This window comes from Vibrio methylphosphonaticus (assembly GCF_023634655.1).
GTDB lineage: Bacteria > Pseudomonadota > Gammaproteobacteria > Enterobacterales > Vibrionaceae > Vibrio > Vibrio methylphosphonaticus.
The window spans coordinates 65,709-83,581 of the sequence record NZ_JAMKMS010000019.1 but is presented as its reverse complement, the minus strand read 5'-3'; the positions used below and the strand labels follow the sequence as shown (position 1 = coordinate 83,581).

13 protein-coding genes are annotated in these 17,873 nt (G+C 42.8%); 11 read left to right on the top strand and 2 right to left on the bottom strand.

The features are described from left to right. A partial coding sequence (locus M9196_RS19145; RefSeq protein WP_250619114.1) for a cadherin-like domain-containing protein occupies positions 1 to 2,011 on the bottom strand: 2,011 nt, incomplete at its 3' end. Positions 2,012 to 2,330: 319 nt separating this feature from the next. Between M9196_RS19145 and M9196_RS19140 the strand changes: the two genes are divergently transcribed. Genes M9196_RS19140 through M9196_RS19120 form a run of 5 tightly spaced genes read left to right on the top strand, consistent with a single transcriptional unit; the run spans position 2,331 to position 11,064 of the window. Then, complete coding sequence (locus M9196_RS19140) at positions 2,331 to 3,677, top strand: HlyD family type I secretion periplasmic adaptor subunit (RefSeq protein WP_250619113.1); 1,347 nt, start codon at positions 2,331 to 2,333, stop codon at positions 3,675 to 3,677. Continuing rightward, on the top strand, positions 3,678 to 5,915 hold the full coding sequence (locus M9196_RS19135; RefSeq protein WP_250619112.1) for an ATP-binding response regulator: 2,238 nt from the start codon (positions 3,678 to 3,680) through the stop codon (positions 5,913 to 5,915). Further along, complete coding sequence (locus M9196_RS19130) at positions 5,890 to 7,275, top strand: TolC family protein (protein ID WP_250619111.1); 1,386 nt, start codon at positions 5,890 to 5,892, stop codon at positions 7,273 to 7,275. Before M9196_RS19135 ends, M9196_RS19130 begins: the two co-directional genes overlap by 26 nt. A gap of 13 nt (positions 7,276 to 7,288) precedes the next feature. After that, entirely contained in the window at positions 7,289 to 8,923 is a 1,635-nt protein-coding gene (locus tag M9196_RS19125) for an ATP-binding cassette domain-containing protein (protein WP_250619110.1), read from the top strand. Continuing rightward, complete coding sequence (locus tag M9196_RS19120) at positions 8,920 to 11,064, top strand: ATP-binding cassette domain-containing protein (protein WP_250619109.1); 2,145 nt, start codon at positions 8,920 to 8,922, stop codon at positions 11,062 to 11,064. The genes M9196_RS19125 and M9196_RS19120 overlap by 4 nt, the downstream gene beginning before the upstream one ends. A 21-nt stretch (positions 11,065 to 11,085) precedes the next feature. Here the strand turns inward: M9196_RS19120 and M9196_RS19115 are convergent, their stop codons facing one another. Then, a complete protein-coding gene (locus M9196_RS19115; protein WP_250619108.1) occupies positions 11,086 to 11,442 on the bottom strand; it encodes a hypothetical protein in 357 nt (118 codons plus the stop codon). A gap of 258 nt (positions 11,443 to 11,700) precedes the next feature. Between M9196_RS19115 and ccoN the strand changes: the two genes are divergently transcribed. The 6 genes from ccoN (at position 11,701) to M9196_RS19085 (ending at position 17,872) form a co-directional block, all read left to right on the top strand. Beyond that, positions 11,701 to 13,128: a cytochrome-c oxidase, cbb3-type subunit I gene (gene ccoN / locus M9196_RS19110; RefSeq protein ID WP_250619107.1), complete on the top strand. Its 1,428-nt coding sequence runs from the start codon at positions 11,701 to 11,703 to the stop codon at positions 13,126 to 13,128. Positions 13,129 to 13,140: 12 nt separating this feature from the next. After that, on the top strand, positions 13,141 to 13,761 hold the full coding sequence (ccoO, locus tag M9196_RS19105) for a cytochrome-c oxidase, cbb3-type subunit II (protein ID WP_250619106.1): 621 nt from the start codon (positions 13,141 to 13,143) through the stop codon (positions 13,759 to 13,761). A gap of 10 nt (positions 13,762 to 13,771) precedes the next feature. Further along, a complete protein-coding gene (locus M9196_RS19100) occupies positions 13,772 to 13,945 on the top strand; it encodes a cbb3-type cytochrome oxidase subunit 3 (protein WP_250619105.1) in 174 nt (57 codons plus the stop codon). Next, positions 13,945 to 14,919 (top strand): cytochrome-c oxidase, cbb3-type subunit III, encoded by a 975-nt coding sequence (gene ccoP / locus M9196_RS19095; protein WP_250619104.1) that lies wholly within the window; start codon positions 13,945 to 13,947, stop codon positions 14,917 to 14,919. Before M9196_RS19100 ends, ccoP begins: the two co-directional genes overlap by 1 nt. An 89-nt stretch (positions 14,920 to 15,008) precedes the next feature. Next, positions 15,009 to 15,485: a FixH family protein gene (locus M9196_RS19090; RefSeq protein WP_250619103.1), complete on the top strand. Its 477-nt coding sequence runs from the start codon at positions 15,009 to 15,011 to the stop codon at positions 15,483 to 15,485. A gap of 2 nt (positions 15,486 to 15,487) precedes the next feature. Then, positions 15,488 to 17,872 carry a heavy metal translocating P-type ATPase gene (locus tag M9196_RS19085; RefSeq protein WP_250619102.1) on the top strand — a complete coding sequence of 795 codons (2,385 nt, stop codon included), beginning with the start codon at positions 15,488 to 15,490 and terminating at the stop codon, positions 17,870 to 17,872. The last annotated feature ends 1 nt before the right edge of the window (position 17,873 follow it).

Below are 17,873 nucleotides of genomic sequence, written 5' to 3'. Positions count from 1 at the left end.
GGTCGACTTCGCCATTGAAGTTCTCATTTGGAGAGAAGGTATAACTGCCATCACCGTTGTCGGTGAACACACCATCTGTACCAGAGTAAGACACATCAGCAACAGATAAGTCATCGCCATCAATGTCTGAAGCGCCTGCTAGAAGCTGCTCATCAGTAAAGGTCAACGAGCCATCTTCTTGGATGGTGTAACCCACATCTTCCACAACCGCGGCGTCATTCACTGGATTTACCGTGAGGTCAGCAGTGGCAACAACGGTATCCGTGCCGTCTGAAAGGTCAAAGCTTAAGTCAATGTCACCATTGAAATCCGCATCAGGTGTGATGGTAAAGCTACCATCTTCATTGGCTGTAACTGTGGCGTTATCGCCTGCGCTTAAGTTAGCGGCGGTGAGATCATCGCCTTCAACATCAGAAGCTTGAGCCAATAATTGCTCTTGGCTTAAGGTGATAGAGCCATCTTCGTCAACGCTGTAAGCTAGGTCGCCAGAGACTGGCGCATCGTTGATTGGAAGTACATCGACGTTAATGACGGTATCAACCGTCGCCCCATCTTCATCCTGGATAGTGACGCTTAGTTGGACTTCGCCGTTGAAGTTTTCGTTTGGTGCGAAGCTACACGTTCCATCACCATTAACAGAGAAGATGCCGTCAGGGCCATCATAACTCACGCCAACCAGTGACACGTCACCTTCGATGTCGGAGGCATTGGCGAGGACTTGAGATTCATTGAATGTCAGTACACTGTCTTCATCAATGGTATAGGATGTCGGCCCCGCTACTGGCGGATCATTCACTTCAATGACCGTCAATCCAGCGTTGGTTTCAGCGGTAGCGCCTTCTTCATCCGCTATGACTACGTCAAAGCTGACCTCACCAGAGAAGTTCTCATTTGGCGAGAAGGTATACGTACCGTCACCATTGTCAGCAAACACACCATCAGTACCCGAGTAAGACACATCTTGTACTGAAACATCGCCCTCCACATCAGAGCTGTTCGCAAGAAGTTGCTCGTCAGTGATAGTGATGGAGTTATCTTCTTGTACGGAGTAAGTGGTAGAGCCAGCGACTGGAATGTCGTTAACCGCTTCTACGGTAACATCAATATTGGCTTCAGTAGTAGTTGTTCCATCGCTGACTGAGAAACTTAAGTCTACGTCACCATTAAAGTTTTCATTTGGTGAGAAGGTGTACGTACCATCCCCATTATCGGTAAAGACGCCATCGGTTCCACTATAGCTGACATCAGCAACCGTAAGATCATCGCCATCAACGTCTGTCGCACCAGATAATAATTGTGCATCTGTAAAGGTTAGAGAACCATCTTCTTGAATCGTATACGCGACATCTTCTACTTCAGCATCATCGTTTACATCATCTACCTGTATTTCAAATGTTTGTGTCGTGGTTTCTGAATCAAAGTCATCATCTTGACGGTCTTGGGCAAGGTTTGCGTCTCCATCATCAAGGACGTTAACTTCGAAAGTTTCGCTATCTGTCTCTGAGTCAAAACCATCTTCTGAGCCACCAGCTGGGCTCTGTGATGCAGATGCAGCCGTAGGTGCTGCCGAACCTTGTTGAGTTTGCCCTTCTGAATCGCTGCCACCATCTGAACCCTCAGACTGTTGACCGCCTACGCTTTGAGCACCAGCTCCACCAGCTGCAGAATCACCACCACCAGATTCTGCCGAGGCTCCAGAATCTGACGCTTGACTATCGACGACATTGGATTGCGCCCCTTCGGATGATGCAGTATCACTATCCACGGCTTGTGCCGATTGTGCACCACCGGAGCCGTCAGGTTCATCTGAACTTCCGGCCCCGCTGGGGTTATCTTCAAAAGCTTGATTTATATCATCCGCTGAATCGGCCGCGTCTGCACCTGTTGCGATTGTGGTAGCAATAGTATTTTGTTGGTTTTGCTGAGACTGTTGCTGATCTGTACCATCACTGGTCGTTTCTACTTGTTCTACTGCATCATTTAGTGGGTTGTTTTCGTTATTCTCAGCCATGTTGCCTCCATCGCTACGTCAGCTTTAAAATCAAACGTTTCCTAATAACGAAGTAAAGGATAAGATGAACAAAAGGCAAGAAAATATGCTGCAAAACACATACTAAAGTTTAAAAAATTAGACCTCTATAAACCCTCTCAACTCCACTCAGTTCGATTATTTTAAATCAAACCACAGATTATCAAGGATTTATCTTTGAAAAATGACTAAAAATATACTTAGCTATTGTTATCAGTTATTTTATTAAACTAAGTCTAATAGTTTGTAATTGTTAGATTTCTAATGCAAAAGTTTAGGAAAATCACCCAAGGAGGCGTTTGTGAGTAAAAGTAGCATCGAACATCACATAAAAAACGCATTGATCAGAAACGGTGAAAAGTCTGAATCTGACTATGTTGAAGCACTCGAAATTAAGAGTGCTATGACTGTGATCCATAAAACGCTTTTACTTACTTTTTTTATTATTCTCATATTACTAGTTATCGCTTCTCAAGCTCGCATCGATATAGTTGTCTCTTCTCGTGGAGAGCTTTTATTGGAATCAGACATTGAACGTGTGCAGCACTTAGAGGGCGGAATACTTGATGCGATGCTCGTCAAACCCGGTGATATCGTCTACGAAAAACAACCCATTGCACGATTGCGAGCATTAGAACGAAACTCTCAGCTTTCAACGGCAAACATTGAAATTGCGCAGTTGGAAATGGACAAATTAAGATACAAACATCTTATTAACCAATCACTTCCTGACTTTAGTGCTTATGCAGCCTTTCCTGAGCTAGTTAAAGTAAATCAACAAACTTGGAAGCAAGAGAATGACAAGAACATCTCCGCTGAGGCGCTAATTCAGCATGATATCAACCACAAAAAAAGGTTGATAGGTTCAATGAAAAAAAGGAAGGTAAGTTCTCTTAACCAGCTGAAACTGATTAGAAAGCAGCTTGAAATCAAGCAAACACTCTACCGGGAAGAAATGGCGTCTTATGTTGATGTTTTGAATATGCAAGTACAAGAGTCGAATATGGTTCGAGAAATTGAAAATCTAGACGAATCATTGATGAACGAAGATTTTCAGTTGATTAGATTGGACAAGCAGCTTAATGACTTAATTGTCAATCGCAATGCCGAGTATCAAGCTCAGATGATTCAATCAAACAAAGATCTCGATATAAAAAAGATACAACAGCCTCAACATTCAGACAAAGTTGAACGATTAGTCGTTTATTCCCCCGTCGATGGAGTTGTTGATAAAGTACATTTTAATTTCAGATCTGCCGTGATTCCTCCCGGAGAAAGCATTGCTGATATTGCCCCACTTAATAATACCCTTCACGGGGAAGCCAAAATTCCGAGGAAAGAAATGGGGTTTGTAGAAGTTGGACAAGAAGTGAAACTTAAATTTGATACGTATAACTTTGCTAAATATGGTTTTATGGCAGGGACAATCACATCTATTAGTCGCTCATCTTATGAGGAAGAAGAAACAGAATATTATTTAGCTAAAATCACGATTAAGCACGATTATTTGGAGAGGTCGGGAACAAAGTATAGTTTGTCTCCTTACATGGAGTTTACGGCTGATATAAAAACAGGTGATAGAAGAGTGATAGAGTATGCAGCAAAACCTGTAATGTCAGCTATTGAGGATGCATTTGATGAGCGGTAAATGATGAAAAAGCAGCACAAGATTTACAGCTTTCCTGTGATAAAAATAGGCATAGTATCATTACTATGCCTGTCTGCTTTAGGTCTGTCATTTGCGCTCAAATATTACACTACAGCGTCAGGTGATGGTACGTTGACCACGCCAATTATCACTCAAACAAAAAAGCTAAATGAACAATTAGAGTTCACAATATTGAGTCTAGATGATTGCTTGCAAAACAGTGATTGTCACCCCGTAATCAGCAACATAACGGAGTTATCTCATCAAATGCGGAGTTTTAAAGCCCTAGCGGCTCTAGATAAAAAACAAGTGAGTTTAGTTGGCGCTGTAGAGTACAGTAACGTCGAATTGGCTATTAATCGATTTGATGATAAAACCGAAATCGATACCGAAGATTATTACCTCTTACGGCACTCGCTGAGCAAAAACTACGTTGAAATTCGTAACCGATTCGACGATCTATTTTTTGTGGAACACAAGCAAGCCATTGACGAGCTCAAAACATCGGTAAATGTAATAATTATAATATTTCCTTTGCTATCGATTATTGCTATCTCTGTCGTTTTAGGTGGCTGGAGCAGGCTAAAAAAAACCGTACGAGACCGACGCTCAGTTAATGAAAGCTTCGAATCCCTGGCCAGCAGATTGGATGAACTAGACTCCTCAAAGATTGATACCATCCTAAACTCTACCGATGTAGACCCAGTGGAGCGAAGTATTTATTCAAAACTCCGTTTACTTTATGAAAAGGTCGATAAACAACAACAAGATGCAGACCTTAATCAACAGCTCTATGGCCTTATCGGCTATGAGATTCGTGGGATCACCAATACAATTAAAGGGGGGATCCATTATCTCATTCAAGACTCTGATGACAGTACAACCGTGCTCGCTCAAGATATATCATCAGCGGCAAACACACTTTCTGAATTAGCGGAAAATTATAATCGACTTCTGTCTCAAGGCCGGGACAAAAGCAGTACTGCTTTTTCTTTTTTAGATGTGATTTCCGAGTTAACGATTCACATGAAAACGAAACTTCAACGTGACAACCTTTCCCTCGACTGTGCTTTTATTGGTAGCGTTCCCAATTTAGTCTTAGGCCATCAAACTAGTTTGTTTTGGATGTTATTTTTAAAACTTTCTAATGCGATTCAGGTACAAAGCAATCGAAATGTTCTCCTAAAGATAGAAACCGGCAGTTCCGCAGACGCTGATAAAGCAAGAGTTAGCTTATCCCTAACCTTCTTAACCAGCACTAACGTCAAATTGGCAAAGATAGATTCCCTTCATTGGAGTCAGCGGGCCGACTCAATAGGAAGCAACGATGAATGGACGAAATCAATATTAGGAAATGTCGGTCACTTCAATTCAATGTGGTTAGAGTCTGGTAAACAAAGGCGCCTCCAAGTTGATCTTGATCTTGAAGCTCACAACTATTTTGCTCCAAGCTCGAGTGCGCTACGTGGTAAGCACATCATGATTTGCAGTTCTGGGGCGTTATCGTTAGACATTCTTTCCGACGTGCTGTCAAAAAGTGGCGCGACATTCGTTATCTGTGACGATCCTAATGAACTATTCAGAATCAACACAAAGGAAAACAAAATTGACGGCATAATCATCACAGATGCCATCGAAGGTATTCAGATTGCACCATTTAGCAAAACGTTAAACTCACGCTTAAAAACGACCGGCACCAAGTTGTTTTTGCTATCAAGTAACTCTGAGCTTGCGCAAGACACTCATGAGTTCGTAGACAAAGTGTTTTTCAGCCCTATTCTTCCCCATGAATTTATTCCTAATCTTCACGAAGCACTAGAAGCTGAATCTGTCGAAGAAACCTTGGAACACAGTTCGTTTCTCATTGTGGAAGATGACAAAGTGCAGCAATTCTTGCTTAAACGGATTCTGATGAAGCAGGAGTACAATGCTGACACCGTTGGAGATGGTTCTGCAGCGGTCGAATGGGTTAAAAATCAGCGGGCAGATATCATTTTCATGGACTGCATTATGCCGGGAATGGGCGGGATTCAAGCGACCAAGTTAATTCGTGAGCACGAGCGCACGAATGAAACCAACAGACCCTCAACAATCATAGGAGCAACAGCGCTAACTAGCGTGGCCGAGCATAAAGTATGTATTGAAGCAGGTATGGATTACGTAATTAGTAAGCCTTATAAAAGTGATGAAATCATAAAGGTAATCAAAAAATATGTTGCTTATCAGAAGATTAACTAGCATTACTTTGGTTGGAGCCCTTTCTCTACCATGTTATGCATTGACGTTACTTGAAGCGGTTGAGGTTGGGTTAAACAACAATGTGTCACTTATTGCAAGCCGTATGGGCGTTGAAGAAAATGCTTATAACATCAATGTTAGTCGTTCCAAATTTCTACCAAGCATATCGGCCAATGCAACGACGACATGGAGTGGGAACCGCACCGTTCTAAATGGCACTGACGATACAACCAATAGCTACAATGACCATGGATACAGTATATCTCTTAGTCAAAGCTTGTTTAACTTAGCGGACATTTACAAATATGGTACTGCTAAACTTGACTTCAACATTGAAGAAATTAAGAACGAAGCAAAAACTCAGGATATTATCCAAGAAATCTCCGCTCAATATTTTGAGTTTTTGAAAAATGGGGCTCAAACAAGAGCCACCAAAGCTGAGTTGGATTCTTCATTAGCACGCTTAAAGCAAATGCAACGAAACGTTGAGCTCGGTAATGTTGCTGCCAGTGAATTGTATGAAGTTGTTGCTCAAAAGGAAGGGATTGTTAACCGCTTACGAACGTTAGGCAAAGACAAAGACGTGATACTTAATACACTCGAATTACTAACACAATACCCAGTGATACCGAGTCAAGATCTTCAACGTGCCCTGATTCTGTCGGAGATTACCTTTAACGAGCAAGGCGACCTTCTAGAGCAAGCCATGCAGTATAACAATGATATTATCGTATCTGAGAAGACGTTAGAAAGAACCTTTCGAACGCTTAAAGAAACGGGATCTAATTTTGCACCTAGCCTATCAGCCAGCGCGAGCTATCGTCATGATGATACCAATAACTTTGATCCCGTTACCACTCCCGGCTCTACGGGAATAAGTGACTCAAAGTCTCTCGGTTTGACACTTTCAGTACCTATTACTACGGGTGGTTCAGATTACTACGCGTACAAAAAAAACGAGAAGAGTATAGAGCGTAATGAGCTTTTACTTGTTGATACGCGAAATACTGTCAAGAACGATTTAGAAACATCGATTCTCAATATCAACGACTATTCTCAGTCTATTTTCACCTTCGAAAATATTATTCGTGCGAATTATTCTTCCTATAATGGCATTAAGAGAGCGTACGAACTGGGGACAAGGACGCTAACGGACCTTTTGGCAGCGGAAAGTAAGCTATTCAACGCGATAAGAGATTATGAAAGTGCGAAGTACGACTACGTCATTGAGTCTATAAAGCTTGATAAGACCGTTGGCAACTTGTCGCCATTGAGTATAGAAAAGATCATGGGCTTAATGGTTAATGAATCGAGCATTCGTGATATGGATGTGATTCCAGACCATTTGAAAACTAAATAAGGGAATGAGTGGCATGAGTAATGAGCATTTCACACAGCGAATAACCAAAGCTGATACCGTTTATCTGTCTTTCTCAACCATTATATCGACTCTGTTTGCTCTTGTTCTTCCGTTCTCTATTCTAATCATTTTCGACCGTGTGCTCCCTAATCAAGCTAAAGATACACTTGGTCTTCTTTTTGCCATCATCCTCACAGCCATTTTCCTTGATTACCTACTCAAGAAACAAGAAGAGGTGATTACCTCAACACTGATGAAAGACTTTGAGAGTGATATAACGAACAAAGTTTTCAAAGCCGTATGCCTCGCAGAAATAAACAAATTTAATAAATTAGAACCCGGTCAGTATCTAGAAAGAATCGCTACCATACCCGAGATAAAAAGCTTTTTTGGGGGAGAAACTGTCAGAGCTGTGATCAATGGTGCGGTAAGCATTATAACCGTGGTCATTATCGGCTTAATCAATTTAGGTGCTGGGTTAACGCTGATAGCCGCTTCTTTAATTCTATATTACGCTGCCTTAAGGATTTCTGATAAGAAAATACAAACACTAGAGGAAAAAACAGAGATAGAAGGACTCACGAATTCAAAGATCATCGAGATTGTGTCTAGTCCCCTAGATAACAAGAGTCGAACTATGGAATATAGACTAGAAAGTCTGATGACCGAAATGGTGAGAGTCAGAGAAAAAAAGAGTATTGAGTACGAAAACCTTGAGTCAGAATTTAACTTGGTGCTCGCCTTTATACAACAGCTTTCTATTGCTTGTGTGGTCGTGTTGCTCGCGATTTCTGTAATCAACTTATCGGCAAGTCAAGGGGTTATGGCTGCAATCATCATGTTAACCAACCGATATTTTGCACCTTATCAACAAGTCATGCGAACCATAGGCCGCTGGAAACTAAACAAACTTCACATTGAAAATGTAACTGAACTCTTGGATCTCGAGTATAAACACCAACGCGAAATTTCCGCACATGATTCCAACCATACATTGGTCCCTTTAAATGCCTCTGACGCCGTTGGTAACCTGATCGAAATAAAACAAGCTACTGGTCAAAGAATAGAGTTTTCACTTGGCAAGCCTACGGTCATTAGGGGCAAGTCTGGAAGTGGGAAAAGTCACATAACTCGTTGTTTAACACAAGATATCAAAAGTAGTTCTTATGAGATCTTTGTGAACAATCGTTCATTGGAGCATGTTAACTATCATGTGTGGCGCGAAGCCGTGCATCGTATCGATACCCACAGCACCTTAGTTGAAGGTACTATCATCGATAACCTTACCTGTTTTCGTCCAGTCCTAAACAACGCCGCGTTCAACTTGTGTAAGAACTTGGGGATCAAGCAGCAAATAGACGGCTTGTCCGATGGCTTTTATACGCAACTTACGGGGCACAAGAATGCGCCGGTTTCACGGCAGGTGCAATATGCTCTATTGGTCGTGAGAGCAATGCTGAGTCAAAAGAAACTCTTAATACTGGACGACATAGATACTGTGTACGACGATGCCTTTGCAGAGCGTGTGGTGTCTACCTTGGCACCAAAAGCAAACAACCAATTCTTGATCATTATAAGCAACAAACTCGACGCAAACAAATTTGGTCTCAAATCGATCAGGCTGACTAACGAAATGGTGGCCGCATGAGCATACTCGTCGACTTTAATAATATTACTCAGCGTATTGAAGATTTTGAATCAGAACAATTTCAACAACGCTACCAAAACTCCCCTCTTATGCGAGGGATTGCGTACACCCTGATTGCCATGGAGTGGGAAGGTACACCAGAATTACTGTCTGATGCATTTATTCCGGGCGACTCTGATTCTGCTGGCTATGAGGCCACATTGACCCGATTAGGTTATCAATGCCGCACCACCAAGTATGAGAAAGCCCAAACGCTTGATTTACTCAATCAGCACCTACCTTGTTTTATTGAACTTGATAAACTCGACGCGGTTCTCTTATCGGTAGAAGATGGACAAGGCATTCTTTTCGATTATAACAACAACAACAGTGTCACTGTGCCACTTGAGGGTAAAACCTTCTCTCTTACTGTCATTTCTGAGTACTCAAAATTATTTCGCGAGCCGCCCCCAGAATCGCAAGACAAATCAAATTGGATTAAATATGCGTTTTATCGTTATAACGATGAGTTCAAAAGTCTGATTTTTTTGTCACTAGTGATCAATATCTTTGGTGCCCTCCAACCCTTTTTTATTATGAGCGTATATAACTTCGCTCTGGCTTCGAGTTCGGAGTCAACACTTTATTGGTTAACGCTATTTGCTGTTTTTCTTGCAATAGCAGAATACGGCGTCAAAAAGGTTAGGATGAATATTTTGGCGACTTCTGGGCAGGATCTCGCTGTCCATATATCTCGGAACGTGATTTCAAAGTTATTGTGGCTGCCCTATTCCATGACTTCGACAGCGGGAGTTTCGTCTCAGTTGGCACGTCTGAAAGATATTGACCAGTTCAGAAAGCTGGTGACTGCTGAAGCAACACTCAGCTATTTTGATATGCCCTTTATTGTGATTTTCATATTGGCCGTCACCATTTTATCTGGATATGCGGCGTTGACAGTATTAGCGGGTATTCTTCTGATGATCGTTTTCTGTATCTACTCCCGATACATTTATTCTCAAGCGACAGCAAATAGCTCAAGAGCCAACGCCATGGTTTCATATCAATGGAATGAGCTATTCCGAGGAATCAATACTATTCAAGGGCTTCCTCTACTAAGAGTTATCCAATCTCGATTTAACGCTTCCCATGAGCAAAGCTCCAATGATGCCGCTCATGTTGCAATGACAAACAGCAAAATCCAAGCAATTGGCGGAGGACTTATTCAAGCGATAGGGACTGCATCGATCGTGACGGCAGTCATAACCGTAATGGACGGTAATTCAGATGCTGGCGCAATGTTGGCTACCGTTATTCTCGTCTGGAAAGCACTCGGTCCTATAATGGGGATCTACAACTCAATTACTAAGTTCCAAACAATAAAGTCGTCAGCTGCTCAGATTAACGCTCTTATGTCGTTAAACGATGACAAAACCTCACTTGAAAAGAGCCCTCCTATCCGAAGATTTAACGGAGAGGTCGTAGGGAGTGGCGTTACCCATCGTTACCAGGGCGCGCAAACTGGGTTAACCAATTTAGGATTCAAAGTCGTCCCTGGCAGTAAAACTGCGATATCAGGCCCAGCAGGTAGCGGTAAAACGACGCTGCTTATGATCATTGCCGGATTAGAGGACCGTTATCAAGGTGCCATCTATATCGATGGTTATAATATTAAGCAGTTTAATAATTTTCGATATCGAAAAGCCATTAACTTTATCCCTTTTGATTTGCACTTATTCGAAGGGACGATTCGTTCGAACTACATTCTGCACAACGGAGTGATATCGACTGAACAAATGGATTATACATTCCGTTTATTAGGCTTATTAGCATGGTTTGAACACGGCTTAGACAGTACGCTCAATACTGACATTCTAAAAAATCTTCCGAGTGGCGTTAGAGAGAGGTTGCGTATTGCAATCGGTCTGGGCGATATGTCTCAAAATCTTGTTATCATTGACGAGCCGTTTGTCGGAGCTGAGCGTGAACACGCATCGTATTTGAACCAACTCTTTTCTGTTGCGCTCAAAGATAAAACCGTTATCTACACGACAACGGACCCTTCTTTGATCACAAACTCCACACATTGCTTATTGTTAGAACCAGATGGAAACCAAAAATACTTCGGACTACCTGATAAAGTGATGAATGCGATGGGTTAAACAGAAGATGAATTCATCACTCTATTCAATAACAACACTAACACTATTTCCAGTGCGTGATGTGACCTGTAGATCGATTGGGTGGGCAAGACTTTCAGTTGATGAGTTTTTCGCCAACTCTGTTAACGTTCCCTCAATATTTCGGGCTTCAATTGTTAAATCTTCTGTTTTTGTGAACTTCAACACCTTTGCTGATTCTTGATATATAAAAGTGACCGTTTGTCCATCAAAACTCACGTCACATTGACTATTAGGTTGGCAAATGATGGTTTTTGAATCGTTATATGTAAAAGTCCTGTATGTAAATGCTGCGATTAACACCGCCATCATGATTAATATTTGTGCAAGCCTTCCTTTTGTAAGTTTCTGTGCCGCCATAATTCCCCTTTCTCCGTGTAACAAACTTCAAAGTTTTGAAATAAATGGACATAAACCAGACCAAGAGTAAGGTTACTGCCCTGTTCTTAAATTGTTAATTGCAGTATTATTGGCGCTTGAAAATGCTACTTTTTGTTAAAACCTACAAGAGAAGTAACGTTTTGAAAAAGCGTTAGTTCTATTGCGCGTTTGGGTAGCATTACGACATGAGTCGTGTTGGAAGTAAAGTATAGTAAATTATAAATTGGAAGCATGTTAATGAGCCAGGAAAAGCAGCTTGAACAAGTTTACAACTATACCGTCGTACGCCAGTTCACTTTAGTGACCATTCTCTGGGGTATTGTTGGTATGGCGGTAGGCGTTTTAATTGCCGCTCAATTAGTTTGGCCACAGCTCAACTTTGATACGCCGTGGTTGACGTATAGCCGTTTACGTCCGTTACATACTAATGCGGTAATTTTTGCATTTGGTACCAGTGCTCTGTTTGCGACGTCTTACTACGTTGTGCAGCGTACCTGTCAAACTAGATTATTTGGAGGGCCTCTTGTCCCATTCACTTTTTGGGGATGGCAAGCAATCATTTTAGCTGCTGCTATTACTCTACCTTTGGGTTATACCTCAGGTAAAGAATACGCAGAGTTAGAGTGGCCTATCGATATTGCCATCGCTATTGTGTGGGTGTCTTACGCGATCGTCTTCTTTGGAACACTAATTAAGCGTAAAACGTCACATATCTATGTAGCTAACTGGTTCTTCGGTGCATTTATTATCACCGTTGCCGTACTGCACATTGTGAATAGTTTGGCTGTACCTGTCTCACTAGGTAAGTCTTATTCCGCTTATTCCGGAGCTGTCGATGCCATGGTGCAATGGTGGTATGGACATAACGCAGTAGGCTTCCTGCTTACCGCTGGTTTCTTAGGTATGATGTACTACTTCGTCCCTAAGCAAGCAGAGCGTCCGGTCTACTCGTACCGTCTATCTATTGTCCACTTTTGGGCGCTGGTTTCGTTGTATATCTGGGCAGGTCCTCACCACCTACATTACACAGCGCTTCCAGATTGGACTCAATCGCTAGGCATGGTGATGTCATTGGTTCTGTTTGCTCCATCTTGGGGTGGCATGATCAACGGTATTATGACGTTATCAGGTGCTTGGCATAAACTCCGTTATGACCCAATTCTACGCTTTTTGGTTGTCTCACTATCGTTTTACGGTATGTCGACATTCGAAGGCCCAATGATGGCAATTAAAACAGTTAACGCCCTATCGCATTACACTGACTGGACTATTGGTCACGTACACTCAGGCGCATTAGGTTGGGTAGCGATGGTCTCTATCGGTGCGGTATACCACTTGATTCCAAAACTATTTGGTCAAGAGCGTATGTACTCTGTCGGTCTTATTAACACTCACTTCTGGTTGGCAACAATCGGTACTGTACTTTACATCGTCGCGATGTGGATTTCAGGTGTTATGCAAGGTCTAATGTGGCGCGCAGTTAACTCAGACGGCACATTAACTTACAGCTTCGTGGAATCAGTTCAAGCCTCTTACCCGTTCTATACGGTTCGCTTCATTGGCGGTTTGATTTTCCTTTCGGGTATGTTCTTGTTGGCGTACAACGCATACAAAACGATTACTGCAGAGAAAGGTAGCCTTAAAGCTATCCCTCAATCGGCATAAGGAGATTAGAGAATGAGTTCAAATTCGAAAAATCGCCATGAAATCGTTGAACGCAACGTAGGCTTGCTGGCTATTTTGATTGTTTTCGCCATTAGTTTAGGTGCTCTCGTTGAGATTGTGCCACTAATGTTCCAGAAGCAAACAACAGAACCGGTGAAAAACTTACGTGTTTACAGCGCACTAGAGATGGAAGGTCGCGACATTTACATCCGTGAAGGTTGTAACGTATGTCACAGCCAAATGATTCGTCCGTTCCGTTCAGAAACAGAGCGCTACGGTCACTACTCTGTTGCTGGTGAAAGTGTTTGGGAACATCCTTTCCTTTGGGGTTCAAAACGTACTGGACCTGATCTTGCCCGTGTTGGCGATCGTTATTCTGATGAATGGCATCGTGTTCACTTAATTGATCCACGTGAATTGGTTCCAGAATCCAACATGCCAGGCTTCCCTTGGTTGGCGGAAAACGAGTTGGACGGTAAATTGACACAGAAGAAACTTGAAATCTTCCGTAATCAATTTGGTGTTCCGTACACGGATGAGCAAATTGCGAGCGCTGAGAGCGATGTAAAAGGTAAGACAGAGATGGATGCCATCATTGCTTATCTTCAGTCTCTTGGCCACGCGATGAAATAAGGAGGAAATTATGGATATCGGTACTATTCACAGTATTTGGACCGTAGTTTTGTTCGGTTGTTTTATTGGTATTGTTTGGTGGGCTTACGGTAAAAACCGCAAAAGCCGGTTTGATGAAGCAGCAAACTTAGTCTTTGCTGATGAACAACCAACTGCCTCCGAAAAAGAAGGAGTGATTAAATAATGACTACATTTTGGAGTCTATTCATTATTGTCATCACTATCGGTACGTTGGTTGGTTGTGCTGCCCTACTCATCTGGTGTCTACGTGACAAAATGGGCGTCGAAGAAGGTGCTGACATGGGTCACGAATACGATGGTATTCGTGAGCTAAACAACCCGCTACCGAAATGGTGGACATATTTGTTCATTGGTACGTTTGTTTTCTCTGCGATTTATTTGGCACTGTACCCAGGTCTTGGTAACTTTAAAGGTCTATTGGGCTGGACAAGTTCAGACCAGAACGTACAGTCAATTGAAGAGTCAAGAGCGTCTGTAGCGGCATCGACTGCCAACAAGCAATTGGATCAATATGCGAAAGAACTTGGTGATGCAGAAGCTTACTTTGGTGAAGCATTTAACCGTTTAGCAAAAACGTCGGATGGTGGTTTACGCCCTATTCCGGAAATTGCGGCTGACAACGAAGCGATCAAAGTCGGCCAACGTTTGTTCTTGCAAAACTGTTCTCAGTGTCATGGTTCATCAGCTCGTGGTCAGAAAGGCTTCCCTAATCTAACCGACAACGCGTGGTTATATGGTGGTGAGCCTCAGGCTATCGTTACGACCATTATGCATGGTCGTATTGGTCAAATGCCAGGTTGGAAAGATGCATTAGGTGAAGACGGTGTTCGCGAAGTGGTTAGCTATACGCTCAGCTTATCTGGACGTAAAGTCAATGCTCGTGAAGCAGAAGCGGGTAAATCACGCTTCGTTGTCTGTGCAGCTTGTCACGGTACTGATGGTAAGGGTAACCCTGCTGTTGGCGCACCAGACTTGACCGATCAAGATTGGTTATTTGGCGACTCTCGTGCAGACGTGACTGAAACCGTTATGAACGGTCGTTCAGGCGTAATGCCAGCTTGGAAAGACATTTTAGGTGAAGAAAAAGTTCAACTTGTATCTGCCTATGTCTGGAGCCTAAGCAATTCTGAAAAATAAGTAACATTTCAATAACAGCCCCTTGTAAGGGGCTGTCTTTTCTAGATAATTTATAATCTCTTTCTTAGTCAGCTGTTGAGAACTTTTTTATGGTAAAGCCTTGGTATAAACAATTCTGGCCGTGGTTTCTAATCGCGTTGCCACTCTCTGTTGTTGTTGGTACGCTCTATGTGGTACTAATTTTTTCCCAAAACTCTGTAGACCTAGTCGCTGAGGATTACTATAAAAAAGGCAAAGGGATTAACGTTGATATTACTAAAGTCAATGTTGCCCGTGATCTCCAACTCAATGCCTCTATCTCGTCTGATAAAAACGTCATTCTTATCGCTTTTGATAAAGGTGAATTGGATAACTTTCCTGCGTTGACTACCACGTTTACGCATCGTACTTTACCAGACCAAGATTTTGAAAAACTGTTAACTGCCGATGCAAAGGGTACGTACCGATTAACCCTTGACCATGATATGCAGGGACCTTGGTTTGTTGAATTGCAACCACATGATAAAGCGTGGATGATTCAAGGCCGTGTTACCTTCCCTTCCTCTGATCCAGTATTAATAGACTAACTATGTGTAAATCGTGTTATCACTGCGGTGAAGAAGTACCAGCCAACACGAATTTTTGCGTACACATTCTCGATGAAGACCGGGACATGTGCTGTCCAGGCTGTGAGAGTGTGGCGCAAACCATCGTTGATAGCGGACTGGTATCTTATTACCAGTACCGCACCGCACCTGCGGAAAAAGCCGACTTAGTACCAGAACAATTAAAAGCGCTCATCCATTACGACAATGAAGACATACAAGGCGAGTTTGTCCGTAGTCAAGAGGATGAGAAAGAAGTTACTCTCTCGATTGAAGGTGTGTCATGCGCCGCTTGTGCTTGGCTTATTGAGAAACGAATGTCCACCGAGTCAGGTATGCTCTCCATTCGTGTCAACACCACGACCAATCGTGCAATTTTAAAATGGGATAGTACTCAAACCAAACTCAGTACTCTTTTGTCTGCGATCCATGAGTTAGGTTACAAAGCCGCGCCATTCGAGGCGGATAAACAAGAAGCCGCCTATCACCAAACTATGAAGCAGTATCTCTATCGACTTGGGATCGCCGGGTTGGCGACTATGCAAGTCATGATGTTGGCTGTAGCACTTTATTTAGAGGTTTTCGGCAGCTTAGAGCCAGAGTTCAAAAATTACTTCCGTTGGGTGAGCTTAATATTTGCTACCCCAGTTTTACTGTATTCCGCACTCCCCTTCTATTTGAATGCATGGCGAAGCTTAAAGGGTCGAACGCTGGGCATGGATGTTCCGGTTTCTATCGCACTAATTTTTGCATATGTCGCAAGTTTAGTGGCGACGGTAACTGAGCAAGGAGAAGTGTTTTTTGAATCTATCTCAATGTTTACCTTCTTTTTATTGGTTGGTCGTTACCTTGAGATGCGTGCACGACGCAAGGCAGCAGCAGCCAGCGGCAACCTTCTGAAGCTCATTCCAGCTATTGCCATAACGCTAGATGGAGAACAGATCCCCGTTAAGTCATTGCAAGTAGGTGATCAAGTCCGTGTTTTGCCCGGAGAACATATCCCAGCTGACGGCGTTGTTTTAAACGGTCGGATTCATGTTGACGAATCAATGCTCACAGGTGAGTCTTTGCCTGTCGTAAAACATCAACATGATACCGTTTACGCTGGCACATTAAACGGTGACGAAGCGTTTGATCTTGAAGTCCGCTGCAGCAAAGCTGACTCTATGATTTCAAGCATTGTACGATTACAAGATGAAGCGCAGTTAAGCAAACCTAAAATTGCTGAAATAGCTGACATTGTCGCGCGATATTTCGTCGCGATTATTCTAATTATTGCTGCACTTACTTGGTTTTACTGGCATCAAAGTAAGCCTGACGACGCGTTCTGGATAATGTTGTCCGTACTAGTTGCAACCTGCCCTTGTGCGCTATCCCTTGCTACACCTACTGCAATTACGTGTTCAAGTTCTAGGATGGGGTCTCTAGGCATTTTATCTCGCCGTGGTCACGTATTCGAAACCTTGTGCAAAGTTAATCACCTAATTGTTGATAAAACTGGAACACTTACACATGGCGACATCGAAATATCAAAGACTACCCTTTTTGGTGAGTACTCTGAAGCCGTAGTTCTTTCATTAGCCGCATCGCTAGAAAGTCATGCTAACCACCCTATTGCGCGCGCCTTTAAGGTTTACAATGAACAGATACCTGCTTGTGAAACCGATACTCAAGTAACACAGGTAGAAAACGTCATCGGTTCTGGGCTCACAGGACAGTGGAATAATGCGCAAATCAAAATCGGTAACGCTCAGTTTGTTTTAGGTCGAACAGATGACGCCAAGAACACCGTTTACTTGTCGTTAAATGGTCAACACATCGCAAGTTTTAATTACCGAGATCCAATTCGAAAAGAAGCCAAAGACTTCATTGAACAAATGCACTTAGCGGGTGTGAAAACCACTCTTCTTACCGGTGATACATTAGCGAATGCAGCGCCTGTAGCACAAGAAATTGGCATTTCTTCTATTGTGGCTAGTGCGTCCCCAAGCGATAAACTAGCGTTCCTGAATACGGTCGATGGCAACGATGTTACGTTAATGATTGGTGATGGCATTAACGATGCCCCTACGCTTGCAGGTGCACACCTTTCTGTCGCGATGGGCGGGGGTACAGATGTGGCCAAAGCCTCAGCGGACTTGGTGCTACTTAGCGATCGTTTAGACCGACTATTAGCCGCCCGTAAACTGGCAATTCAGACACGAAAGATTATTAGAGAGAACTTAGCGTGGTCTTTGGGATATAATCTACTGATTCTTCCTCTTGCCGTAGCTGGACTGGTCGCGCCGTATGTAGCTGTTGTCGGTATGTCCGCAAGCTCGATTATCGTTGTCTCTAACTCGCTACGTTTACTAAAAGAAGACCAATAGC